General features: G+C 59.6%; 20 protein-coding genes and 4 tRNA genes. 5 read left to right on the top strand and 19 right to left on the bottom strand.

What is annotated here, in order from left to right:
• Window positions 1-8: 8 nt before the first annotated feature.
• From rbsD to HV782_RS10850, 7 genes are all read right to left on the bottom strand, one after another.
• On the bottom strand, window positions 9-413 hold the full coding sequence (gene rbsD, locus HV782_RS10880; protein ID WP_123463360.1) for a D-ribose pyranase: 405 nt from the start codon (window positions 411-413) through the stop codon (window positions 9-11).
• On the bottom strand, window positions 410-1,327 hold the full coding sequence (gene rbsK / locus HV782_RS10875) for a ribokinase (protein ID WP_186747762.1): 918 nt from the start codon (window positions 1,325-1,327) through the stop codon (window positions 410-412). Before rbsK ends, rbsD begins: the two co-directional genes overlap by 4 nt.
• A gap of 25 nt (window positions 1,328-1,352) precedes the next feature.
• On the bottom strand, window positions 1,353-2,372 hold the full coding sequence (locus tag HV782_RS10870; RefSeq protein WP_186747760.1) for a LacI family DNA-binding transcriptional regulator: 1,020 nt from the start codon (window positions 2,370-2,372) through the stop codon (window positions 1,353-1,355).
• A gap of 3 nt (window positions 2,373-2,375) precedes the next feature.
• Window positions 2,376-3,353: an ABC transporter permease gene (locus HV782_RS10865; protein WP_123463366.1), complete on the bottom strand. Its 978-nt coding sequence runs from the start codon at window positions 3,351-3,353 to the stop codon at window positions 2,376-2,378.
• On the bottom strand, window positions 3,350-4,903 hold the full coding sequence (locus HV782_RS10860) for a sugar ABC transporter ATP-binding protein (protein WP_123463368.1): 1,554 nt from the start codon (window positions 4,901-4,903) through the stop codon (window positions 3,350-3,352). Before HV782_RS10860 ends, HV782_RS10865 begins: the two co-directional genes overlap by 4 nt.
• A 56-nt stretch (window positions 4,904-4,959) precedes the next feature.
• Window positions 4,960-5,916: a sugar ABC transporter substrate-binding protein gene (locus tag HV782_RS10855; protein ID WP_186747758.1), complete on the bottom strand. Its 957-nt coding sequence runs from the start codon at window positions 5,914-5,916 to the stop codon at window positions 4,960-4,962.
• Window positions 5,917-6,113: 197 nt separating this feature from the next.
• Window positions 6,114-6,560, bottom strand: a complete 447-nt coding sequence (locus tag HV782_RS10850) for a hypothetical protein (protein WP_186747756.1) — start codon at window positions 6,558-6,560, stop codon at window positions 6,114-6,116.
• A 348-nt stretch (window positions 6,561-6,908) separates the two neighbouring features.
• Between HV782_RS10850 and HV782_RS10845 the strand changes: the two genes are divergently transcribed.
• The 3 genes from HV782_RS10845 to HV782_RS10835 all read left to right on the top strand — a co-directional run bounded on the left by HV782_RS10845 (window position 6,909) and on the right by HV782_RS10835 (window position 9,161).
• Window positions 6,909-7,997, top strand: coding sequence for an asparaginase (locus tag HV782_RS10845; RefSeq protein WP_123463374.1), 1,089 nt, complete (start codon window positions 6,909-6,911; stop codon window positions 7,995-7,997).
• A gap of 200 nt (window positions 7,998-8,197) precedes the next feature.
• Window positions 8,198-8,467, top strand: a complete 270-nt coding sequence (locus HV782_RS10840; protein WP_186747754.1) for a DUF1654 domain-containing protein — start codon at window positions 8,198-8,200, stop codon at window positions 8,465-8,467.
• Window positions 8,468-8,471: 4 nt separating this feature from the next.
• Window positions 8,472-9,161, top strand: coding sequence for an endonuclease (locus HV782_RS10835; protein ID WP_186747752.1), 690 nt, complete (start codon window positions 8,472-8,474; stop codon window positions 9,159-9,161).
• A gap of 59 nt (window positions 9,162-9,220) precedes the next feature.
• On the opposite strand, the gene HV782_RS10830 is transcribed toward HV782_RS10835, so the two are convergent.
• Entirely contained in the window at window positions 9,221-9,589 is a 369-nt protein-coding gene (locus HV782_RS10830) for an SPOR domain-containing protein (protein WP_186747749.1), read from the bottom strand.
• Window positions 9,590-9,839: 250 nt separating this feature from the next.
• Between HV782_RS10830 and csrA the strand changes: the two genes are divergently transcribed.
• Window positions 9,840-10,034, top strand: a complete 195-nt coding sequence (csrA, locus tag HV782_RS10825) for a carbon storage regulator CsrA (protein WP_003179932.1) — start codon at window positions 9,840-9,842, stop codon at window positions 10,032-10,034.
• 236 nt (window positions 10,035-10,270) lie between these two features.
• Here the strand turns inward: csrA and HV782_RS10820 are convergent, their stop codons facing one another.
• Complete coding sequence (locus HV782_RS10820; protein WP_128615695.1) at window positions 10,271-10,726, bottom strand: DUF2214 family protein; 456 nt, start codon at window positions 10,724-10,726, stop codon at window positions 10,271-10,273.
• Between the two features lie 437 nt (window positions 10,727-11,163).
• Window positions 11,164-11,240 (bottom strand) — tRNA-Val (locus HV782_RS10815).
• 184 nt (window positions 11,241-11,424) lie between these two features.
• Here HV782_RS10815 and HV782_RS10810 point away from each other — a divergent pair.
• On the top strand, window positions 11,425-12,708 hold the full coding sequence (locus HV782_RS10810) for an NAD(P)/FAD-dependent oxidoreductase (protein ID WP_123463391.1): 1,284 nt from the start codon (window positions 11,425-11,427) through the stop codon (window positions 12,706-12,708).
• 149 nt (window positions 12,709-12,857) lie between these two features.
• Here HV782_RS10810 and HV782_RS10805 read toward each other — a convergent pair whose 3' ends face one another.
• The 9 genes from HV782_RS10805 to HV782_RS10765 all read right to left on the bottom strand — a co-directional run bounded on the left by HV782_RS10805 (window position 12,858) and on the right by HV782_RS10765 (window position 21,380).
• The gene (locus HV782_RS10805; RefSeq protein WP_186744674.1) at window positions 12,858-13,829 is read right to left on the bottom strand and encodes an XdhC family protein; all 972 of its coding nucleotides are present in this window, start codon (window positions 13,827-13,829) and stop codon (window positions 12,858-12,860) included.
• A gap of 1 nt (window position 13,830) precedes the next feature.
• Complete coding sequence (locus HV782_RS10800; protein ID WP_186744676.1) at window positions 13,831-15,066, bottom strand: c-type cytochrome; 1,236 nt, start codon at window positions 15,064-15,066, stop codon at window positions 13,831-13,833.
• Between the two features lie 2 nt (window positions 15,067-15,068).
• Entirely contained in the window at window positions 15,069-15,608 is a 540-nt protein-coding gene (locus tag HV782_RS10795) for a (2Fe-2S)-binding protein (protein WP_025111196.1), read from the bottom strand.
• Window positions 15,601-18,432 carry a xanthine dehydrogenase family protein molybdopterin-binding subunit gene (locus HV782_RS10790; protein ID WP_186744678.1) on the bottom strand — a complete coding sequence of 944 codons (2,832 nt, stop codon included), beginning with the start codon at window positions 18,430-18,432 and terminating at the stop codon, window positions 15,601-15,603. Before HV782_RS10790 ends, HV782_RS10795 begins: the two co-directional genes overlap by 8 nt.
• 416 nt (window positions 18,433-18,848) lie before the next feature.
• Window positions 18,849-18,925 (bottom strand) — tRNA-Asp (locus HV782_RS10785).
• Window positions 18,926-19,019: 94 nt separating this feature from the next.
• Window positions 19,020-19,096: transfer RNA gene (locus HV782_RS10780), tRNA-Asp, on the bottom strand.
• 55 nt (window positions 19,097-19,151) lie between these two features.
• Window positions 19,152-19,227: transfer RNA gene (locus HV782_RS10775), tRNA-Val, on the bottom strand.
• A 168-nt stretch (window positions 19,228-19,395) separates the two neighbouring features.
• Window positions 19,396-20,172: an SDR family oxidoreductase gene (locus HV782_RS10770; RefSeq protein WP_123463399.1), complete on the bottom strand. Its 777-nt coding sequence runs from the start codon at window positions 20,170-20,172 to the stop codon at window positions 19,396-19,398.
• On the bottom strand, window positions 20,169-21,380 hold the full coding sequence (locus tag HV782_RS10765; protein WP_123463401.1) for an O-succinylhomoserine sulfhydrylase: 1,212 nt from the start codon (window positions 21,378-21,380) through the stop codon (window positions 20,169-20,171). The genes HV782_RS10770 and HV782_RS10765 overlap by 4 nt, the downstream gene beginning before the upstream one ends.
• Window positions 21,381-21,404: the final 24 nt, after the last annotated feature.

Here is a 21,404-nt window from a genome sequence, read left to right as displayed (position 1 = left end):
ATTGAAAGTTAGAACGTAACACCGGCCACCAGCACGATGTTGCAGTACGGCTGACATTCGCCTGTACGAACAATCGCCCGAGCCTGTCGGCTAAGAACCTTGAATTGTTCGTGACTGAGCAGATCGCGACGACCCAGCGCCCCCTCTTCATTCAACACATCCAGCGTTGTCAGCGCTGTCGGCTGCTTGTCGAAGATTTCTTTGGCCAGCACATGGCTTTCCACCTGCATCTCGCTGAGCACGATTTTCAGGGTGCTGACGAAATCCGGAACGCCGTGGGTCAGCGCCAGGTCAATCAGCTCGACGCCCGGCGGCACCGGCAATCCGGCGTCACCGATCACGACCATGTCGCCATGACCCAAAGAGGCAATCAGTCGCGATAACGCGACGTTAAGCAAAGGAGTCTTTTTCATGCGGGTTTGAATGCCTGTACGTCGGACATGCTGGGAATGGAGGGTTGTGCGCCGGCGCGGGTGACCGACAGGGCAGCGGCGATCTGACCGTAACGGATCGCCTCGGCTTCGGACTTGCCGTCGGCCAGGGCAGCGGCAAAACCACCGACAAAGGTGTCGCCTGCCGCTGTGGTATCGACGGCTTTCACCTTCGGTGCCCGGAAGTGTTCGAACCCCTTGCCGTTGGCAAACAGCGAACCTTCGGCGCCGAGGGTAATGATGACTTTACCCGCCCCCATCGCGATCAGGCGGCTGGCAGCCTTTTCTGCCGACTCCCGCGACTCGACCGGCAGACCGCTCAGGGCCGCGGCTTCGCTCTCGTTGGGTATCAGGTAGTCGATGGCCGCGAACCAGTCGGCCGGCAAAGGACGACTGGCCGGCGCAGGGTTGAGGATCACGGTCTTGCCCAGTGTGCGGGCGCGCTTGAGCGCATACCCCACGGTGGCATCCGGGATCTCGAGCTGACAGATAATCACGTCAGCATTCTGCAGAACGGCATCGAAACGATCGATCACCGCAGGCGTCATGGCGCCATTGGCGCCGGCGACGATGACAATCGCGTTCTGACTGTGGTCATCGACCACAATCAATGCCACGCCACTGGAGCCCTCGACCACGCTCACTGCCTGACAATCAATCTGCTCGGCCAGCAAGGCGTCACGCAATTGCACGCCATAGTCGTCATTGCCCACACAGCCGATCATCGCGACCTGCGCGCCCAACCGTGCAGCGGCCACGGCCTGATTGGCCCCCTTGCCACCGGATACGGTGGCAAACGAATGGCCAATCAGCGTTTCACCGCCTCGGGGCAGCCGTGGTGCACGGGTGACCAGATCCATGTTCAGGCTGCCTATTACCACTACATTTGCTGGCATACATCACTACTCGTCAATTCGGTTTTCAGCGGTATTCAGTGAACACGCCAGACAGCGGCGCAGTTGATTCGCGCAGGACAATACTCGGTGTCACGATCCGTTGATCGGTGACCATCTGCGGCGTGGCAATCCTTCGCAGCAAGACCTCGGCGGCCATTTCACCCAGTTGCAGGATCGACTGGCCAACCGTGGTCAATGCCGGATACACATAGCGACTCATCTGGATATCGTCGAAACCGATCACTGACAGTTCACCCGGCACCCGCACGTTGCGCTCGGCGGCCGCGCGCAAGACACCGATGCCGATCATGTCGTTACCGGCAAAAATGGCGCTCGGCGGATCGTTCTCAAGCAGGATGGCCGCCGCGTTATAACCACCGGTACTGGTGAAATCACTCTCCAGCATGCGCGCAGGGCGCACTTCGATGCCCGCCTCTTTCAGCGCCCGGCAATATCCCGCCTGGCGCATCTGCGCCACGCTGGTGCTCGCCGGACCACCGATAGTGGCGATATCGCGATGCCCCAACTCGAGCAAATGACGGGTTGCAAGGTAGGCACCGTATTCATGGTCGATACGCACCAGATCCGCATCCACGCCGTCGAGGCCGCGGTCGACGATCACCATCGGCGTCTTCACGCCGGCCAGCCCCTGCGCGAGACCACTGTCACCGCCCGCCGAGGCAACGATCAATCCATCAATGCGTTTTTCCAGCAGCACGCGCAAATAACTGCGCTGTTTCTCCGGGTTGTCATCGGAGTTGCACAGGATCACGCAATAGCCGTTACGCTCACAATAATCCTCGATGCCCCGCGCCAGCTCCGCAAAGTAGGGGTTGAGACTGTTCGGCACCAGCAGCCCGATTGTGGCGGTGGTCTTGGCCTTCAGTGAGCGCGCCACGGCACTCGGTACGTAGTCAAGGCTCTTGATCGCCGCTTCGACCTTGAGCCGCACCTCCTGACTGACTGGCCGGGTGTTGTTCACCACATGCGACACGGTGGTGTAGGAAATCCCCGCGAGCGCCGCCACATCCTTGATCGTTGCCATGATTCAGCCCCGGCGAGTTGCACGTTGACTGCGATAAGTATCGAGCACCACCGCGATAACGATCACCGCACCGGTGATGATGCGTTTGGTCGGTTCGGTGGCACCAATCTGCGCCAGACCGGCCGCCAGCACGGAAATGATCAATACACCAAAAAACGTGCTGATCACTGAGCCACGCCCGCCCATCAGACTGGTGCCGCCGATGACCACGGCTGCGATCACCTGCAGCTCAAGCCCCGAACCGGCATTGGGATCCGCGGCTTCCAGACGGGAAATCTGGAAAAGCGCAGCGATACCGGCGAGCAGACCCATCAGGCTGAACACCAGAATCTTGTAAGGCTTTGGATTGATCCCGGCCAGACGCACAGCTTCTTCGTTGGTACCGATGCCGATCAGGTAGCGGCCGAACACTGTGCGCGTCAAAACCGCCTGCGCGATGAAAATCACCAGCAAGGCAATGATGAATGAAGGCGAAATACCGAACGCAATCGGGTTCGACAACCAGGCAAAGGCGTCGCCGATGTAGGCGGTGCGCGACCCCGTCATCTGATACGCCAGGCCTCGAGCCATTTCGAGCACGCCAAGGGAGACGATGAACGAGGGAATCCGCCAGGCCACGGTGATCGAGCCGGTGATGGTGCCGGCCAGTGCCGCCACCGCCATGCCGAGCAACGCCGCCGGCAACACGCTCCAGCCCCAGCCGAGAATGGCCACACTGACGGTCGATGCGGCCAATGCCAGCACCGAGCCGACCGACAGATCGATACCGCCGATGATCAGCACGAACGTCATGCCGACCGCCAGCACCATCAGATCGGGAATCTGGTTGGCCAGGGTACTGAAGGTGTTGTAGGAGAGGAAATGGCTGCTCAGCACCGAGAACAGCGCAATCATCGCCAGCAAGGCACCGGCCAGGCCCAGATAAGTGCCCAGACCGTAAAAGTTGCCACTACGTTTGCCGGCAGGAGATGCAGTTTTCATGGAAGATCCCTAGGCGCCGCTTCGTTGAGCAACGCATCACGTTTTTGGTAGCCGGCGAACGCGGCGGCAAGCAAATCATCCTGAGTCCAGCTGTCGCGCTCGAATGTGTCGATCAGACGGCCCGCCGACAGCACGCCGATCCGGTCGCAGATCAGCATCAATTCACGAAGGTCGCTGGACACCACCACCAGCGCTTTGCCCTGACGAGTCAACTCGCCGAGCAAGGCATAGATGTCGAACTTGGCACCGACGTCGATGCCTCGGGTCGGCTCATCGAACAGCAACACCGAACAGTCTCTCTCCAGCCAGCGCCCGATCACGACTTTCTGCTGGTTGCCGCCAGACAGCTCTGACACCAACTGCGCCGGACTCGAACTGCGGATGCGCATGGCATCAATCTGCCGCTGCGCCAGCGAGATTTCGTCGCCGTTGTTGACGAAACCGCCGCTGGAAATCTCCGGCATGTTGCCCAATGCGATGTTGGCGCTGATCGACTGACTGAGTAGCAAGCCTTCGCCCTTGCGGTCTTCGGTGATCAACGCTATGCCATGACGCACAGCATCGACAGGCGAACGCACACTCACCGCCCTGGCTGGCGAGCCAAGCGCGATGGTGCCGCTGTCGGCGACGTCGGCACCGAAAATCAACCGCAGCAGCTCGGTGCGCCCTGCCCCGATCAGCCCGGAAATGCCGAAAATCTCGCCGGCACGCACTTCAAACGAAACGTCGCGCACCTTGTCCGAACGAGTCAGACCCTTGACCGTCAATGCCGGCGCGCCGATGTTGCGCTGCCCCATGTCGATGTGCTCACCCAGCTCACGACCGACCATCAACGTGACCAGTTGCTCGCTGTTGTAATTGGCCATCGGTTCGACGCAGACCAGGTTGCCGTCACGCAGCACGGCAATCCGTTGCGCGACCCGCGCCAGCTCTTCGAGGCGGTGGGAAATGTAGATGATCGAGACGCCACGCGCCTGCAACCGGGTGATCTGCTCAAAGAGCATTTCGACTTCGCGCGCGGTCAGCATCGCGGTCGGCTCGTCGAGGATCAATACATGGCAATCGCCAATCAGGTTGCGGGCGATTTCGACCATCTGCTGATGGCCGATGCCCAACTCGCCCACCAGCGTGTCCGGATCAATCGCGTCCAGACCGACCTGCGCCATGGCCTCGATCGCCGCCTTGCGCAATTGCTTGCGGCTGATCCAGCCACCGTTGCTCGGCAGATTATCGAGGAACAGGTTCTCGGCCACCGACAGGGTCGGCAACAGATTGAGTTCTTGCATGACCATGCGCACGCCGAGGTCTTCTGCCTGGGTCCGACTGCCCGGACGATACTCCTTGCCGTGGAACTGCATCTGGCCGGTGGTCGGCGTGACCAGTCCGCCAATGATCTTCGACAGGGTACTTTTCCCGGCACCGTTCTCGCCGGTCAGCGCCAGCACTTCACCGCGCATCAGCGTCAAGTCGATGCCGGTCAGCACCGGTTGCGCATAGGTCTTACCGATACCGCTGACCGAGAGGACAGCGTTCGGGGCGGAAACTGACATAAAAACTCTCCATGCGCTCGCCCGGACGGACGAGCGCCGTTGTGTCGCCGGAAGACTTACTTGGTGACCAGTTCGACCGGCGTTTCAATCACGCCGTTGGCACCGCTGTCGACCTTCTCGCCCTTGATGATTTTCAGCGCAGTCTCGATGCCAAAGACAGCTTGCCTGGCGGCGAACTGATCGGCTGTCGCGAGGACTCGACCGTCCTTCAACATTGGCTTGATCGCATTGATGTTGTCGTAACCCACGACCTGCACCTGGCCAGCCTTGCCCGCAGCTCGTACAGCGGAAACCGCACCGACGGCCATGCTGTCGTTGCCGGCCAGCAGCGCTTTGACTTCCGGGTATTCACTGAGGATCGAAGCTGCGACCTTGTTACCCTTGTCGATTTCCCAATCACCGGATTGCAGGGAAACGATCTTGATCTGTGCCGCGTCCATCGCATCCTTGAAGCCAGCAGTCCGCTGCTGGGCGTTGGTGGTCGTGGACACACCTTCGATGATGCCGACTTCGTCGCCCGCCTTCAGTTGCTTGGCCAGGTATTCGCCGACCAGACGTGCACCTTTACGGTTGTCCGGACCTACGAAGGGCACGCTGATGTTTTTGCTTTTGACGATCGCCGGATCGAGCTGATTGTCGATGTTGATCACGGTGATGCCGGCATCGACGGCTTTTTTGATCACCGGAACCATGGCCTTGGAATCGGAAGGCGCAATCACCAGTGCATTGACCTTCGCCAGAATCATTTGCTCGACGATGCGCGTCTGGCCGGCGGTATCGGTTTCGTCCTTGATGCCGTTGGAGATCAGGTCGAAATCGGCGGAATGTTCTTTCTGATACGCCTTGGCGCCATCTTCCATGGTCAGGAAGAATTCGTTGGCCAGGGACTTCATGACCAGTGCGACTTTAGGTTTTTCCGGGGATTCGGCGAACGCCGAGGAGACAGGTAGTGCGGCGGCTGTGGCAGCCAGCATAGCGACAGCAAGAAGACGTCCAGCGAATGGCAGCTTCATGGGTTCACTCCGATCTTATGATTATTGTGAGCAACGCTTGCGCTGGCGTAAGCTACGTCGCTTCCCTCAGAGGGATTACCCGCCGGGAAAGCTGCGCAAACGTTTGCGTAGACCGAACTATGCGAACCCTGCCGACATTTGTCAACAATCACACATCAGCATTTGTTGCAGGGCAAATCGCGTGATTCGCCCGCATCTCAGGCAGTAGTACTGATCAGACCGCCGCCGCCGGAATCCTTGGCCAGCTCCTTGATCAGGTTGCCCGAAACTTCCGAAAGGGCACCGTTGGTATCGGCTATCTGCCCCTGAATCGCCATGACGGCGGTCTGCTTGGCTTCCGGAGTGGGATAACTGGCGGCTTGCGCTGCCGCCAATTGCTGTTGCTGTTCCTGCAACTGCTTTTGCAGCTCCTGCAGGCGCTTGAGCAGCATTTTCACGGCGATACTTTGATTGCTGCCGCTCTCGGCCTTGCTGTCGTCCTGTGCGGCGCCACCGGTTCTGACCTGGGTGGTGTCGCCCTCTTTGTCGCCCAGCGACTGGGCGGAGGCTTCGGCAGTCGCGTCGCTCAGAGCATGGATCGTGGCTGCGGATTTGCCACCGATGGTGACAGCGCTGGCATTTGGAAAACCAACCGAAAGTGACATGTGAACTCCTCAAAAAATAAAGATTCCTTGAAGACGCATCGGCGCAGAGCGCCGTTTCTTTAGCAAAGCCATCGAATCTGCGCCTTGCCCTCTGCAGAACAAGCGTGATCCTTTCGGCCAGCCGAACGCGCAAGCCGCCAATGTTCGGAAACCCGGATGCAGCGTTGAGCACCACGACACAGCAACGTATAAATTCCTGATTTAAATCATAAGGTTAAACATTTCTCTCAAGCAAAGTACGGATGGTACAAATCCTGCTCCCTCCCCTGTACCCGGGTATCCAGATCGGCCCGGGCGCATCTAGATGAACCTGCATCAAGCACCGTCTCACTACTAGAGAGAAAAATAATGAAATCTGCTTTCAACACTTTGGTTCCGGGCGCATTGGCCCTCCTCCTGCTCCTGCCCACCGCCCTTCAGGCAAAAGAAGTCGAAACCCAGGCCAAGCTTGCCAATGTCGTGGTACTCGCGACCGGCGGCACCATCGCCGGGGCTGGCGCCAGCGCAGCCAACAGCGCCACTTATCAGGCAGCCAAGGTTGGCGTCGAGCAACTGATTGCCGGCATTCCCGAGCTGAGCAAACTGGCCAATGTGCGCGGCGAGCAAGTCATGCAGATTGCTTCGGAAAGCATCACCAACGAAAACCTGTTGCAACTGGGTCGTCGCGTCTCCGAACTGGCTGACAGCAAAGACGTCGACGGCATCGTTATCACCCACGGCACCGACACCCTGGAAGAAACCGCCTACTTCCTGAACCTGGTCGAAAAAACCGACAAGCCGATCATTGTGGTCGGCTCGATGCGTCCGGGCACCGCCATGTCGGCGGACGGCATGCTTAACCTGTATAACGCCGTGGCCGTGGCCAGCAGCAAGGAAGCGCGCGGCAAAGGCGTACTGGTAACCATGAACGATGAAATCCAGTCCGGTCGCGACGTCAGCAAAATGATCAACATCAAGACCGAGGCGTTCAAAAGCGCCTGGGGCCCACTGGGCATGGTGGTCGAAGGCAAATCCTACTGGTTCCGCCTGCCTGCCAAGCGTCACACCATGGATTCGGAATTCGACATCAAAAACATCAAGAGCCTGCCTGACGTAGAAATCGCCTACTCCTACGGCAACGTGTCCGATACCGCCTACAAAGCCCTCGCCCAGTCCGGCGCCAAGGCCATCATCCATGCCGGCACCGGCAACGGCTCGGTGTCCTCTCGCGTCGTGCCAACCCTGCAAGCCCTGCGCAAGGACGGCGTGCAGATCATTCGTTCGTCCCATGTCAATGCCGGCGGTTTCGTCCTGCGTAACGCTGAACAGCCTGACGACAAGTACGACTGGGTGGTTGCGCATGACTTGAACCCACAGAAAGCGCGCATCCTGGCAATGGTCGCCCTGACCAAAACCAACGACAGCAAAGAGCTGCAACGGATGTTCTGGGAATACTGATTGACCTTCGCCCGATCCGTTCGTGATCGGGCTCTTTGCTCACCCTTCACCGACCAGGTGGAGGGGGGGCATGCGCGGCAGCTCTCCTGCATTTTCCACACAAATATTTCGGCACACCTCACACCAAAATCGGAAAACGGCTGTCAGAGGATTTTCTTGAATTTTAAGCAGTTGCGAAATTGCCTACAGTTAAATACTGTATGCACGTACAGCCTAATAAGGATAACCTCGTGGCCACCTCTCCTGATGCTCCTGACGCCTACGAACGCATGGGTATGCGCGTTCAGAAAATCATCAATTCTCCGACTGCACAAAAAGCCAAAGCCGCACTGATCTTCCGCCTGCCGGATGAGCCAACGGATGAGTGGGAGCGCCTGCTCGAGGAAATCGACGAGAACGATAACGTCACCCTTGCCTATCGCGATGATGGCGGCGTGCAGATTTTTTGGGTTGTACCGAAGGAAGATTGATTCAATGAGTGTCCGCTGTTTTGCTTTGCTGTTGTTGTTCATCACCATGGGCGCGCAGGCTGGCGCCCCTCGCACATTCACCGAAGCCAAGAAGGTCGCCTGGAAGCTCTATGCGCCGCAATCCACCGAGTTTTATTGCGGGTGTAAATACACCGGCAACAAAGTCGATCTGAAGGCTTGCGGCTACGTACCGCGCAAAAACGCCAAGCGCGCTTCACGTATCGAGTGGGAACACATTGTCCCGGCCTGGGAGTTCGGCCATCAACGCCAATGCTGGCAGGAAGGCGGACGCAAGAACTGTACGCGTTACGACCCTGGCTATCAGAAGGCTGAAGCGGACCTGCACAACCTGGTGCCGAGCATCGGCGAGGTCAATGGCGATCGCAGCAATTTCAGCTACGGCTGGCTGCCAGTGCAGTCTGGCCAGTACGGCTCCTGCCTGACCCAGGTCGACTTCAAGGCGAAGAAGGTCATGCCCCGCCCTTCGATTCGCGGCATGATCGCCCGGACCTACTTCTACATGAGCAAGCAGTACGGCTTGCGCCTGTCGAAACAGGACCGGCAATTGTATGAAGCATGGGACAAGACATATCCGGTGCAAGACTGGGAGCGTCAACGCAACCAGAGCGTGGCCTGCGTGATGGGACGCGGCAACGAATTCGTCGGCCCGGTGAATCTGAAAGCCTGTGGCTGACGGGATGCGCAAATTAAAAAAGGCCGTGAGCATAACGCTCACGGCCTTTTTATTTACGCCTACGGCGCGATCGGGTGCTCGATCACCACCGATTCAATGTTCTGTTTTTTCGCCTTCACCAATGCCGCGTCCACTTGCACCTTACGAGCTTCAGCATCGGCCTGGGAGTTGAACGGACCGATCAGAATTCGCGTTTTACCACTGCCGTCCTTGATCACCGTCGGAACGAATGCGTGCTCGATCAACCAGCCACTCAGATCACTGACAGCCTGAGGCGTTTCGCCGCGCACCTCCAGATCCCACTGCGGTGCAGAAGCCGCCGCAGGTGACGCCGCCACTGCCGCTTTCGGCTTCTGTACGTCTACACTCTTGCCTTCACCACATCCTGCCAATGCCAGTGCCGCGATGACCCAGACCAATTTGCGCACAACACTTTCCTCGGAATTCTCAAAGCGGCGATCTTATCATTCAAAAATACTTCGCGAGCCCCGCAAAATGGGCACAAAACAACGAGATTGATGATTGCAGCCTCTGTATAGTTACGCCCTGGGAATTAATGCCGCATCTGCGCGTCAGAAAGAGGCACCCAAACCGTGAGACTTCGCACTAATCTATACGTACCACCGACCTCTGCACTGTCTGAATCAGGTGCCCTACAAAGCAATCAAGGAGAAGACCATGCTGATACTCACCCGCAAAGTCGGTGAAAGCATAAATATTGGTGATGACATTACGATCACCATCCTCGGTGTTAGCGGCCAACAGGTTCGCATTGGCATCAACGCCCCGAAAAACGTTGCCGTACACCGCGAAGAGATTTATCAGCGCATTCAGGCAGGCCTGACCGCCCCGGACAAGCCACAAACGCCCTGAGCCGCATCGCAAACCCTAGCCAGTTCGTTTACCCGCGCGTAATGACTGGCTAAAGATTCACGCGCCGTATTGCCACCCGCTTCCCACTCCGCTGGGCACGGCGCCTGAAACACAGCACAGCTTCGCCCCGCATCGCCTCGATCTCCCCGCCCTTCTTTCTTTCCGGTCGATACTACCTGTCATTACCAGAACTGACTGTCGGACATTTCCGATAGAGAGCAGGGAATTGCGCCGTCCTAAGCAAATGTCACACCGCGAGCCATGCCAGTGGCCGCAATCACCATCAGCACCATCAGCAGTGCTTCGACGTGACTGATTCGCGCAAACAACTTCGCCCGGCCGGTATCGAGCTCTGCGCCTCGCCCCAAGGCAATACGCCATTTGATCAGGGTGATCATTGGTGCGAGCTCTATCAGCAGAATCAGCACAAACAGCGTCATCTTCAAATGAAACAGCGGCTGATGAAGATAATAGTCAGCGCCCTTTTCGAACCCGCCGAATGCACGCATCCCGCCCGTGATCAGCAAAACCAGCGCAGAAATCCCCCAGAGGCTGTCAGCCAGCAAAACCCGCTTGACCTCCCCCGCGCCCGAACCCAGGCGCATGAACGCCGTGCCGCGCGTCAGCACCGCCCAGAAGCCCAGAGCAAACGCCAATAGATGAACAGCGGCAAGCAACCAGTGAATCAGCATCGAAACACTCCCGTGACAAGAGTCGGAAATCGGCCAGTCAGTAGTAGTCGAAAAAGCAGGGACCTGCTTGTCGAAGATCGCTACGGGTTGAATAGAGAGGAACAGGAGGAGCGGACGCCAAATCGCAGGCAAAAAAAATCCCAAGCAGCTGATGGAAGCTTGGGATTTAAAAATGCATAAACCGTGGTGGTGAACGCGGGGCGAATATTACTGAATTCAAAGAGGGGCAACAACGTTTTTTTGATAACCGGTTGGTTAAATAAAATCGTAACCCCTTCAATATCCACACAATTTTCAAGGATGACGGCGACCGACGGTGAGCTATCAGCCGAACACCAGACCCAAACCTTTTCCGTGCCCCTGCAAATCGCAGACAACAAAAAAGGGCCCACCTTTCGGTGAGCCCTTCTAGACCGCCCAGCAGAGCGGATTTTGTTTGGTAGGCGCGATTGGACTCGAACCAACGACCCCCACCATGTCAAGGTGGTGCTCTAACCAACTGAGCTACGTGCCTGCTGTGAGGCGGCATTCTACGGAATTCCGGAGGGGTGTCAACACCTTTTTTTCACCTAACCCTATGAATATGCAAAATATTTAATTTCAGGCCGGTGAAGAAGATTATTCCGGTGGCTGGCGGAGGTTTTTCAACTCGGGTAGGATCGGCACACTCGTAAAATATATTAAACAGAGGCTGCAGGATGGCGAACACCCCTTACCCAGAGTCTTATTACGCTGCGTCGGCCAATGCCGTACCGCCCCGCCCGTCTCTGCAAGCTGATGTGGAGACGGACGTCTGTGTGATCGGCGCCGGGTACACCGGATTGTCTTCAGCCCTGTTCCTGCTGGAAAACGGTTTTCGCGTGACCGTGCTGGAAGCCGCCAAGGTCGGTTTCGGTGCGTCGGGTCGTAATGGCGGGCAGATCGTCAACAGCTATAGCCGCGACATCGACGTGATCGAACGCAGTGTCGGCCCCAAACAAGCACAACTGCTCGGGCAGATGGCCTTCGAAGGCGGCCGGATCATTCGCGAACGGGTCGCCAGGTACAACATCCAGTGCGACTTGAAGGACGGCGGCGTGTTCGCAGCCCTCTCCGCCAAGCAGATGGGCCACCTGGAATCGCAGAAGCGCCTGTGGGAGCGCTTCGGCCATACCCAGCTTGAGCTGCTCGATGAGCGTCGCATTCGCGAAGTGGTGGCGTGCGATCAGTACGTCGGCGGCATGCTCGACATGAGCGGTGGGCACATCCATCCGCTGAACCTGGCGCTGGGTGAGGCCGCAGCAGTGGAATCCCTCGGCGGGACCATTTACGAACAATCCCCCGCCGTACGCATCGAGCGCGGTGCCAACCCGGTGGTGCACACGCCACAGGGCAAGGTCAGGGCCAAGTTCATCATCGTTGCCGGCAACGCCTACCTCGGTAATCTGGTACCGGAACTGGCAGCCAAGTCCATGCCCTGCGGCACACAGGTGATTACCACCGAACCGCTGGGCGAAGAACTGGCGAAATCCCTGCTGCCCCAGGATTACTGCGTCGAAGACTGCAATTACCTGCTCGACTATTACCGCCTGACCGGTGACAAGCGCCTGATCTTCGGCGGTGGCGTGGTGTATGGCGCGCGGGACCCCGCAAACATCGAAGCGATCATTCGCCCGAAAATGCTCAAGGCGTTTCCTCAGCTCAAAGACGTGAAGATCGACTACGCCTGGACGGGCAACTTCCTGCTGACCCTGTCGCGTTTGCCACAGGTCGGGCGCCTTGGCGACAACATCTATTACTCGCAGGGCTGCAGCGGCCACGGAGTGACCTACACACACCTGGCCGGCAAGGTGCTGGCCGAAGCATTGCGCGGGCAAGCTGAACGGTTCGATGCGTTTGCGGACTTGCCGCACTATCCGTTCCCGGGCGGGCAGTTGCTGCGTACGCCGTTTGCGGCATTGGGCGCCTGGTATTACGGCTTGCGCGACAAACTGGGTTTCTGATCAGTTTTCTTGACTGGCAAAAAACTGTGGCGAGGGAGCTTGCTCCCGCCTGGCCTGCGCAGCAGCCCCTCTTTTTGGATAAAAGAGGGGCAGCTTCGCGACCCGGCGGGAGCAAGCTCCCTCGCCACAATTCGATGGACAAGCTCGTATCAGAGTTGGTCTCGGGCAATCCCGCTACGAATGCGCAAAATATCCGCCAGCACCGCCAAGGCAATCTCCGCCGGGGTCTTGCTGCCCAGGTTCAAGCCGATCGGCGCATGAATCCGCGCCAATTCAACCTCCCCCAATCCGCCAATCCTGCGCAGGCGCTCGAAGCGCTTCTGTGAGGTCTGCTGCGAGCCCATGACGCCGATGTAAAACGCCTCGGTACGCACCGCCTCCATCATCGCCAGATCGTCGATACGCGGATCGTGAGTCAACGCCACCACTGCGGTATCGCGATGACAGCCGCCGTCGGCAATGAACACCGACGGCAACTGCCGACGAATCTCCACGCCATCCAGTATCACGCCGTCGAGCACTTCATCACGCGGATCACAGAGAATCACTTCGAAACCGAGACCCACCGCAAACTCGGCGCATGCCTGCGCAACACTGGAATAGCCGGCGAGCAACAAACGCTGCGCGGCGCCGACTCGAATGCGCACCCGATCAATCTCACGTTCGATGCGCGCCCCCTGTTCGCGATCTGCAAACAACGCGCGCGCACCGCTGGCCAGATCGACCTCACGAATCAAGCGGCGCTGACCGAGCAGCGCCGATTCGAGCTCTCGCAGATGCGCCTGCACCTCGCAGTCGGCGTCAAATTTCTCTACCAGTACGTCGAGAATGCCGCCACAGGGCAGGCTGACCCGCGAGCGCGGATCATCGCCTTCGCCGTAGCGCACCACGTTGATCGCATCGAGAAACGCACCTTCCGCCACGCGCTCGAGAAAGTCTTCCTCGACGCAGCCACCGGACAGCGAGCCGATCCACTGCCCGTCGTCGTTCACTGCCAGCAACGACCCCGGAGCACGCGGTGCCGAACCATAGGTGGTCAACACGGTGCACAGCCAGATGCGCTGCCCCGCCACCGACCACGCCAGCGCCCGGCGTACCACTTGTAGATCGAGATGCTGCATGTCAGTGCGCCTTGTGTTCGACGGCCGGGACTTGCGCTTGTAGCTTCTGCACGTCACTGACCGCCAGTTCAGCCGATTGACCGCCCCAGCCTTGACGCAGGTAGTTCAGCAGATCGGTCAGTTGCGCAGCGCTGAGCTTGTCGGCAAACCCAGGCATGGGCTGCATATGCTCGAACCCGGCAAATTTCTGCTCGCCGATGCCGTCTTCGATCACCCGCACCAGGTTGCGCGGATCTTCCAGCCGCAGCGTGGTATTGCCGCGCATGGCCACGGCGATGTGCGGCTTGCCCTCACCCCCGGCAGCGTGACAACCGGCGCAGACGTTCAAATATTCCTGACGGCCGCGCTGCGCGCTCGGGCCGAGCTTGTCCACGGGTACTTCAACGAGCGCTGCGGCTGCAGGCGGCTTGTCGCCGAGCAGGAACGTCGCCATCGCTTTCAGATCCTGATCGCTCAGGCCCTGGGTGCTGTTGTGGAACACCGGGAACATCTCGTTGAACATCGTGCCCTGGGCGCTCATGCCGTGCTTGAGGAACGCGCTCAGGTCTTGCTGATTCCAACCGCGCGCCGCCAGATCGGTGGCCAGCAGGCCAGGCGCCAGATAACCGTTGAGGACGCCGCCAGTCAGACGCTTGTCCATCTGCATCGCACCCGGCAAGCCGCGCGGGGTATGGCACTCGCCGCAGTGACCAAGCACCTCGACCATGTACTGGCCGCGCTTCCAGTCCTCGCTCTTGCCTTCGGCCGGCTCTAGCTTCAAGGCCTTGCCGTACAACATGTTCCAGCCCATCAGGCCCAGGCGCACATTGAACGGAAAGCTCAGGCTGGTGACCGGCGCGGCGCGCTCGATCGGCTCGATGGTTTTCAGGTATGCGTGGATCGCGTCGGAATCTTCCCGCGGCATCAGGTGGTACGAGGTGTACGGCATCGCCGGGTACAGATTCGCCCCGTCGCGGCGCTTGCCTTCGGTCAGCGCAGCGAAGAACTCGTCATCGCTGTACAGGCCGATGCCGTGCTCTTTGCTCGGGGTAATGTTGGTGCCGTAGATCGTGCCGAACGGCGACACGATCGGTAGCCCGCCAGCAAACGGCGCGCCGCCCGGTGCGGTGTGGCACGCCATGCAGTCGGCAGCGCGGGCGAGGTATTCGCCGCGCTTGACCTGGTCGTCGGCGTGGGCAAACAGCACCGGCGCAGCCAGTCCGACCGCCAGGGTCAGACGGGTCAATAGATGCTTCATGCTCAACCCTCCTTGACCAGGCCGAGATCGGTCAGCACGTTGCGGGTCGCGTTGTAGTAACGCACGTACCCGGTGCAACGGCAGACGTGATGGCCGAGACTGTCTTCGATGACCTGCTCCAGCTTGCTCTTGGCGATCGGTTGGCGCTGCAGCTTCTCCACCAGCACGGTCGCAGCATTGACGAAGCCCGGCGCGCAGTAGCTGCACTGGAAGGCAAATTCGTCGACGAAGCGTTGCTGAATCGGGTTCAGCTCAGTGACCTGACCCTGCTCGTCACGCTTGGCGTGAGCTTCGATGGTGCGCACTTTCTTGCCTTCGAAGTAATGCGCACCGGTGATGCAGGTGCGCACTTCTTCGCTGGTGCCGTCCGGGTTATCGACAATCACCACGCAGGCGTGGCAGATGCCCTGGCCGCAGCCCAGGCGCGAACCGGTGAGGTTCTTGTATTCGTGCAGGTAGTCGATCATCGGCAGGTCATCAGGGATGTCCACCGGGCCGACGGATTGACCGTTGAGGGTCAGTTGAAGCGGACGGTTAGCCATTGATGGCCTCCTTGATGCGCGCAGCAGTGATTGGCAGATCGCGAACACGTTTACCGATGGCGTGCGCCACGGCGTTACCGATGGCACCCACCACCGGGATCATCACCACCTCGGCGATGCCTTTGGACGGATCGCTTGGCGACAGCGGCGGCAGAATCTCCGCGGTCTGCTTCCACACCGCCACGTGGCGGGCCATCGGCAGGCGATAACGGTTGAAGTTCCAGTCACCCTCCCCCGGCCCGCCTTCATACAGCGGCATCTCTTCCATCAGCGCGTGACCGATGCCCATGGCGATGCCGCCTTCGAGCTGGCCCTTGACCAGTTCTTCGACCAGCACCCGACCGCACTCGACCCACGAATGGTGGTTGAGCACTTCGACTTCCGCCGAACCTTTGTTGACCTTCAGCTCCACCAGCGTGGCCACCGGGCTGTAGTAAGTCACCGCAGCGTTGTTCAACTGAACCACCGGGTAGTTGATGTTCTGGCGATCCAGCAGGTGGAAACCGGCGCTGTTCATCTGCGCTTTCTTCGCTTGCGGCGCACCATCGCCGTACTTCACCGCCAGACCATCGAGCGGCAGACGCTCGCGCACGCCGTCGATGCTGTACTCGGCCTCGGCCCAGCTCCAGCGATTGAATCCGTGGACGGTGGCAGCGGTGACCAGACCCCGCTCGTGAGCGCGCTTGGCCAGCTCTTCAAAGCTCAGCGGCTGCATGCCGTTAGCTGTGAGTTTGCCATCGACCCAATGCGCATCTTCGCGACGCACCACATAGGGGTTGGCCTGCCCGCCATACGGGCCCTGACGCCAGATCTCCAGCGCCGCCGGCCACAAACCGTGGTTGAACAGCACGCGCGCCGCTTCACGGGTGGCGTGGCTGAAGTAGTAAGCCGAGTTGGTCGCCGACGACGCCGAGGCCAGCTTGCCGACCCAGCGCGGGTTGCGCAGCAGGTTGTCCTGCTCGGCCTGACTCATGATGTAAGGATTGCCGCTGGTGATCAGCTGCATTTCCTTCCATTCGGTCTCACCGGTCTTCACCTCATGCGCCGGGCTGCCGAGGAAGTCGGCCACCACCAGCGCTTGCGAAGTGGACATGCCGGTGCCGATTTCGATACCGATGTGACGCAGGCTGATGCGACCTTCAGCGGTGAATTCGATGCTGGCCATCGGCGCTTCCGAGCCGGTGCCGAAGTCTTTCTGGCAAATGGCAAAACCCACGCCATACCAGTTGTCCGGGTCGGCGGCTTCACGCTGCTGCTTGATCGCGTCGCGGTTTTTCCAGACTTCGTGCACCGACGCCTTGTCGAGAATCTCGTGCAGGCGCAAGGCACCGGCCGGGATCGCGCCCTGAGTGTTTTTCATGCCGGACCGCAGGGCGTTCTTGCGACGCAGGTCGATCGCGTCGACACCGAGGCGATTGGCGATTTCGTCGACCATCATTTCGGTCGAGGCCATGCTTTGCAGGGTGCCGTAGCCACGCATCGAACCGGCTTCAACACCACGCGAGTGGTAAGCGGTGACCTGCAGATCGTTCTGCGGCATGTAGTAGATCGACTGCGCCGCCGTGGCGCCCACTGCTGCTACCGACGGGCTGTAGTTGATCCGACCGCCGCCGTCGACGCTCATTTCGGCGCGGAAAATCTTGAAGCTGTAGTCGTTCTTGTCCACCGCCAGTTGGTAGCGGATGTCGAACGGGTGACGCTTGATCCCGCTCTGGAACTGCTCGTAGCGGTCGTTGGCCAGACGAATCGGCACACCGGCGCCGTACAGCGCAGCGAGGGCGGCGTAGTAGACGAAGATATTGTGGTCTTTGGAACCGTAACCCACGGTGTAACCCGGGTGCATGTTCAGGTTGGCCAGGCCGAAACGAGACGGCGCGATCATTTTCGCAGTCTCGGTTGCAGCTTCCAGCGGGCACTGGGTGGCCACCACGAAGTGCAGGGTCTTGGTTTTCGGGTCGTACCAGCCGTTGCCGTTGTCCGGCTCCATCGCGGCCGGCTCGATCGACGGGGTCTTGTAGCGCTCGTCGAACACCAGCCAGTTGTCCGGCGGCGTGTCGATCTGCTGCTTCATGCGGTCGGCGTAGAACAGCCCACGCTCGGTCAGGTTACCGTGCAGGTTCGGCTGGGAATTCCACACCGGGCGACGGTTTTTCAGCATCGGGAACAGGATCGAGTCCTTGAGGCTGGCGAACTCGTCTTCATCGGCCGAGGTCGGACCGCCCACGCGCACGTAGCGGAAGCTGCCATAGGGGTCGCCTTCGTAGTACGGCACTTGCGCACCGTAACGAATCGCCTTGTCATTGAATTTGAGTTTGTTCTTGGCCTGGCGGAAACGTTCGAAATCGTTCCAGATCAGGATCGCTACCGGATGACCGATGAACATCGGTACCTTGCCTTCAGGCAGCAAGGGATCCGGCGCGTGCTCTTCGGGGAACACGATGCCGTCCTTGTCCAGGTCGGCAGCGGTGACGATACGGTCAGGTTGCAAGTCGGCGCCGAGCCACGACAGATCATAGCCGTCGTAGATACGGTCAGCCTTGATGGTTTTCAGCAGCATGGCGTGGCCTTGTTGCTCAGGCCAGCCCGGCATGTCCCTGGAGCGAATGTCGCGGGCAAATACCTTGCTGCCGCAGACCTTGGACAGGGCATCGTTACGCTGGCGCGCCTTGCCGTTGTTGCCGAGCCACTTCTCGGACGGCACGGTAACGCTGTTTTCCATCAAGGCAGCCAGCGCCTGACTGCTGAGCGGCGTGAGCGTGACGCTCACACCCGCCACCAGCCCGCCCTGGAGGAACGAGCGCCGGGATATATCACGGTTGGACATGGATCATCCTCTGGGCGGTTATGTGTCCGCCCTTCTGGTTATCTACTGGGAATCTCGAGTCTTGCAGAAGCCCTTCTTGGCTAAACAAAGGGCGTGTTGACAGTGCAAAGCTGACCGAAAGGTTAACTTTAAAGGTTTCCGGGCTCGCAGCAAACAACGAGTTACAAAAATTTGACTAAAGAATCAGAAAATCAATGCGACGTGGTACCGCAGCAGGCGGGCAGGCACTTGCAGTGCTCGCTCCTACAGGGATTTGTCTTGGCTTCAGGAGTTGGAGCAGGAGGAAAAGAGAGGAATAGCCAAATTTCAGACACAAAAAACCCCGGTCTTTCGACCAGGGTCTTTGCTATCGAATCCGAATCAACCCAAGGTTGCTTTCGGTGCTTCAAGGCGTTCAGTGGTCCTTGAAACAGATATGGCGCAGCGGACGGGACTCGAACCCGCGACCCCCGGCGTGACAGGCCGGTATTCTAACCGACTGAACTACCGCTGCGTATTGCTTTGAGCTTGCGCTCAAGTAACTCGTTTTGATTGAAAGCTTCGGTGCTTTGCAATCGCGAACCAGGCATCGCCTGACTCGTAAAATATGGCGCAGCGGACGGGACTCGAACCCGCGACCCCCGGCGTGACAGGCCGGTATTCTAACCGACTGAACTACCGCTGCGCGTCGGTGCAGGCACTTTCAGCCTACCTTCTTGCTTTCGCAAGTCACTCGGAAGTGGTGGGTGATGACGGGATCGAACCGCCGACATTCTGCTTGTAAGGCAGACGCTCTCCCAGCTGAGCTAATCACCCGTTTGCATCTCCGAGGCCGCGAAATTTACGCAGGTAGCGAACCTAAGTCAATAGCAGGATTGAAGTTTTTCTGAAAAAGACAAAATTGAGTCAATCCCGGAAAAAAGTATCAACCTTGAAACCGCTATCGCAAGCAGGCTCACTCCTACAGGATCGCGGCTTCGCCTCTTAGTCCGTGTAAATCATCTTTTTCGTCATGCCGCCATCGACGACGAATTCCTGCCCGGTGACAAACCCGGCATTTCTCGACAGCAGCCACGCCACCATCGCCGCGACATCCTCGACCGTCCCCACCCTGCCCGCCGGATGCTGGGCATGATCGGTATCAGCCAGAGGTTCGGCCCGCCGCGCCGACGGATCACGCGCATCAATCCAGCCCGGACTGACCGCGTTCACACGAATTTCCGGCCCGAGGCTGATCGCCAGCGCATGCGTCAGCGCCAACAGCCCGCCCTTGCTCGCCGCATAGGCCTCGGTATCCGGCTCGGACTGCCCCGCCCGGGTCGAGGCCAGATTGACGATCGAGCCGTTATGCGCACGCAGATAGGGCGCGCAATGCTTGGCCAGCAGCATCGGCCCACTGAGGTTCACCGCCAGCACCCGATTCCAGTAAGCCAGGTCGAGGCTTTCCAGGGTGATGTTGTGCGGATCAGCCACCGCCGCGTTGCACACCAGCGCGTCGAGACGACCAAACTGCCCCAGCACCTCAGCCACGCCGAGTGCGACCTGACTCTCCTCCGCGACATCCATGGCGATAAACCAGGCGTTCTCGCCAAGCACCTTCGCCACTTTCGAACCGCGCACCCGATCCAGGTCGGTCAGCACCACTTGCCAGCCTTCGCTGATCAGCCAGGCCGCAATGCCCAGGCCAATCCCGCGCGCAGCACCGGTGACCAGCGCCACGCGACCATGAGTACCCGCTGTCGGCGTGGACAACTCGATCACAGCGCCGCCAGACCGCGCGCCAGGTCGGCCTGCAGGTCGGCGACATCTTCCAGACCGACCGCAATGCGGATCAGGCTGTCACGAATCCCCGCGGCTTCGCGCTCCTGCGGCGCCAGACGGCCGTGAGAGGTCGTGCTCGGATGAGTAATGGTGGTTTTGCTGTCGCCGAGGTTGGCCGTGATCGAAATCAATCGGGTCGCGTCGATAAAGCGCCAGGCACCCTCTTTGCCACCCTTGACCTCGAAACTCACCACCGCACCAAAGCCCTTCTGCTGACGCTGGGCCAGTTCGTGCTGCGGATGGCTCTTGAGCCCGGCGTAATGGACTTTCTCGACACCCTCCTGTTGCTCCAGCCATTCAGCCAGTTGCTGGGCGTTGGCGCAGTGCGCCTTCATCCGCAGATTCAGGGTTTCCAGGCCTTTGAGGAAGATCCACGCGTTGAACGGGCTCAGGGTCGGCCCGGCGGTGCGCAGGAAGCCAACCACCTCTTTCATTTGCTCGCTGCGACCGGCCACCACCCCGCCCATGCAACGGCCCTGGCCGTCGATGAACTTGGTCGCCGAGTGCACGACAATGTCCGCCCCCATTTTCAGCGGCTGCTGCAGCGCAGGCGTGCAGAAGCAGTTGTCGACCACCAGCATTGCGCCTTTGGCGTGCGCGATTTCCGCCAGCGCGGGGATGTCGACCAACTCGGCCAACGGGTTGGAGGGCGACTCGACAAAGAGCAGTCTGGTGTTGGACTTGATCGCCGCATCCCAGGCCGACAGGTCAGCCAAAGGCACGTAATCGACTTCCACACCGAAACGCTTGAAGTACTTCTCGAACAGGCTGATGGTCGAACCGAACACACTGCGCGAAACCAGCACATGATCACCGGCACTGCACAGGCTCATCACCACCGCCATGATCGCGGCCATGCCGGTTGCGGTCGCAACGGCCTGCTCAGCGCTTTCCAGCGCGGCAATGCGCTCTTCGAACGCGCGCACGGTCGGGTTGGTGTAACGCGAGTAAACGTTGCCCGGCACTTCCCCGGCAAACCGCGCGGCCGCGTCGGCGGCGGTGCGGAACACGTAGCTGGACGTGAAGAACATCGGATCACCGTGTTCGCCTTCCGGCGTGCGGTGCTGACCGGCACGTACGGCCAGGGTGTCGAACGCTACGCCTTCGAGGTCGCTGTCCAGCCGACCGGCATCCCATTCCTGACTCATGCTGTCACTCCTTGCCCTGTTCTT

Source organism: Pseudomonas monsensis (assembly GCF_014268495.2).
GTDB classification, from domain to species: domain Bacteria; phylum Pseudomonadota; class Gammaproteobacteria; order Pseudomonadales; family Pseudomonadaceae; genus Aquipseudomonas; species Aquipseudomonas monsensis.
The sequence above is the reverse complement of the archived record's forward strand: the minus strand, read 5'-3'. Positions and strand labels throughout refer to the sequence as shown.

Bases quoted from the DNA above. Each gene is read 5' to 3' on its own strand.
- rbsD (WP_123463360.1), bottom strand. From the start codon at position 413: ATGAAAAAGACTCCTTTGCTTAACGTCGCGTTATCGCGACTGATTGCC.
- rbsK (WP_186747762.1), bottom strand. From the start codon at position 1,327: ATGCCAGCAAATGTAGTGGTAATAGGCAGCCTGAACATGGATCTGGTC.
- HV782_RS10870 (WP_186747760.1), bottom strand. From the start codon at position 2,372: ATGGCAACGATCAAGGATGTGGCGGCGCTCGCGGGGATTTCCTACACC.
- HV782_RS10865 (WP_123463366.1), bottom strand. From the start codon at position 3,353: ATGAAAACTGCATCTCCTGCCGGCAAACGTAGTGGCAACTTTTACGGT.
- HV782_RS10860 (WP_123463368.1), bottom strand. From the start codon at position 4,903: ATGTCAGTTTCCGCCCCGAACGCTGTCCTCTCGGTCAGCGGTATCGGT.
- HV782_RS10855 (WP_186747758.1), bottom strand. From the start codon at position 5,916: ATGAAGCTGCCATTCGCTGGACGTCTTCTTGCTGTCGCTATGCTGGCT.
- HV782_RS10850 (WP_186747756.1), bottom strand. From the start codon at position 6,560: ATGTCACTTTCGGTTGGTTTTCCAAATGCCAGCGCTGTCACCATCGGT.
- HV782_RS10845 (WP_123463374.1), top strand. From the start codon at position 6,909: ATGAAATCTGCTTTCAACACTTTGGTTCCGGGCGCATTGGCCCTCCTC.
- HV782_RS10840 (WP_186747754.1), top strand. From the start codon at position 8,198: ATGCACGTACAGCCTAATAAGGATAACCTCGTGGCCACCTCTCCTGAT.
- HV782_RS10835 (WP_186747752.1), top strand. From the start codon at position 8,472: ATGAGTGTCCGCTGTTTTGCTTTGCTGTTGTTGTTCATCACCATGGGC.
- csrA (WP_003179932.1), top strand. From the start codon at position 9,840: ATGCTGATACTCACCCGCAAAGTCGGTGAAAGCATAAATATTGGTGAT.
- HV782_RS10820 (WP_128615695.1), bottom strand. From the start codon at position 10,726: ATGCTGATTCACTGGTTGCTTGCCGCTGTTCATCTATTGGCGTTTGCT.
- HV782_RS10810 (WP_123463391.1), top strand. From the start codon at position 11,425: ATGGCGAACACCCCTTACCCAGAGTCTTATTACGCTGCGTCGGCCAAT.
- HV782_RS10805 (WP_186744674.1), bottom strand. From the start codon at position 13,829: ATGCAGCATCTCGATCTACAAGTGGTACGCCGGGCGCTGGCGTGGTCG.
- HV782_RS10800 (WP_186744676.1), bottom strand. From the start codon at position 15,066: ATGAAGCATCTATTGACCCGTCTGACCCTGGCGGTCGGACTGGCTGCG.
- HV782_RS10795 (WP_025111196.1), bottom strand. From the start codon at position 15,608: ATGGCTAACCGTCCGCTTCAACTGACCCTCAACGGTCAATCCGTCGGC.
- HV782_RS10790 (WP_186744678.1), bottom strand. From the start codon at position 18,432: ATGTCCAACCGTGATATATCCCGGCGCTCGTTCCTCCAGGGCGGGCTG.
- HV782_RS10765 (WP_123463401.1), bottom strand. From the start codon at position 21,380: ATGAGTCAGGAATGGGATGCCGGTCGGCTGGACAGCGACCTCGAAGGC.